The sequence below is a fragment of the Azospirillum tabaci genome, from assembly GCF_014596085.1.
Lineage (GTDB): Bacteria > Pseudomonadota > Alphaproteobacteria > Azospirillales > Azospirillaceae > Azospirillum > Azospirillum tabaci.
Genome location: NZ_JACCJY010000078.1, coordinates 1 through 998 on the forward strand (window position 1 = coordinate 1; position 998 = coordinate 998).

Genomic DNA, 998 nt, shown 5'->3' on the forward strand with positions numbered 1-998 from the left:
GGTAGCGATCAACGGTTTTGGCCGTATCGGCCGTCTGGTTCTGCGGGCCATCTACGAGAGCGGCCGCAACGACGTGGAGGTCGTGGCGATCAACGACCTGGCCGACCTCAAGGCCAACGCCCACCTGCTGAAGTACGACAGCGTCCACGGCCGCTTCCCCGGCACCATCGAGACGCGTGACGGCGAGCTGATCGTCAACGGCCACTCGATCAAGGTCGTGCAGGAGCGTGACCCGGCCAAGCTGCCGTGGAAGGATCTGGGCATCCAGATCGCCATGGAATGCTCGGGCATCTTCACCAAGCGCGCCGACGCCGCCAAGCACCTGGAAGCGGGTGCGGAGAAGGTGCTGATCTCCGCCCCGGCCACCGACGAGGACATCACGGTGGTCTACGGCGTCAACCACGACCAGCTCAAGGCCGAGCACCGCATCGTCTCGAACGCCTCGTGCACGACGAACTGCCTGGCCCCGGTGGCCTTCGTGCTGCACAACCTGATCGGCATCGAGAAGGGCTTCATGACGACGATCCACTCCTACACGGGGGATCAGCGCATCGTCGACACCAACCACAAGGACCTGCACCGCGCCCGCGCCGCGGCGCTGAACATGATCCCGACCTCGACCGGGGCGGCCAAGGCGGTGGGCAAGGTGCTGCCCGAGCTCAAGGGCAAGCTGGACGGCACGGCCATGCGCGTGCCCACCCCGAACGTCTCGGTCGTCGACTTCAAGTTCACCGCCAAGCGCGCCACCTCGGTGGAGGAGATCACCAAGGCGATCAGCGAGGCCGCCAACGGCCCGCTCAAGGGCATCCTCGGCGCCTACACCGAGGACCTCGTCTCCACCGACTTCAACCACGACCCGCACAGCTCGATCTTCGCGCTGAACGAGACCAAGGTCATCGACGGCAACTTCGTCCGCATCATGACCTGGTACGACAACGAGTGGGGCTTCTCCAACCGCATGAGCGACACCGCCGTCGCCATGGCCAACGCCAAGTAAG

General features: G+C 65.3%; 1 protein-coding gene. It reads left to right on the plus strand.

What is annotated here, in order from left to right; all coding sequences use genetic code 11:
• Nucleotides 1-997, plus strand: a 997-nt coding sequence (gene gap, locus H0B54_RS29305; protein ID WP_188263267.1) for a type I glyceraldehyde-3-phosphate dehydrogenase, incomplete at its 5' end; no start/stop codon positions are given.
• Between the last annotated feature and the right edge of the window lies 1 nt (nt 998).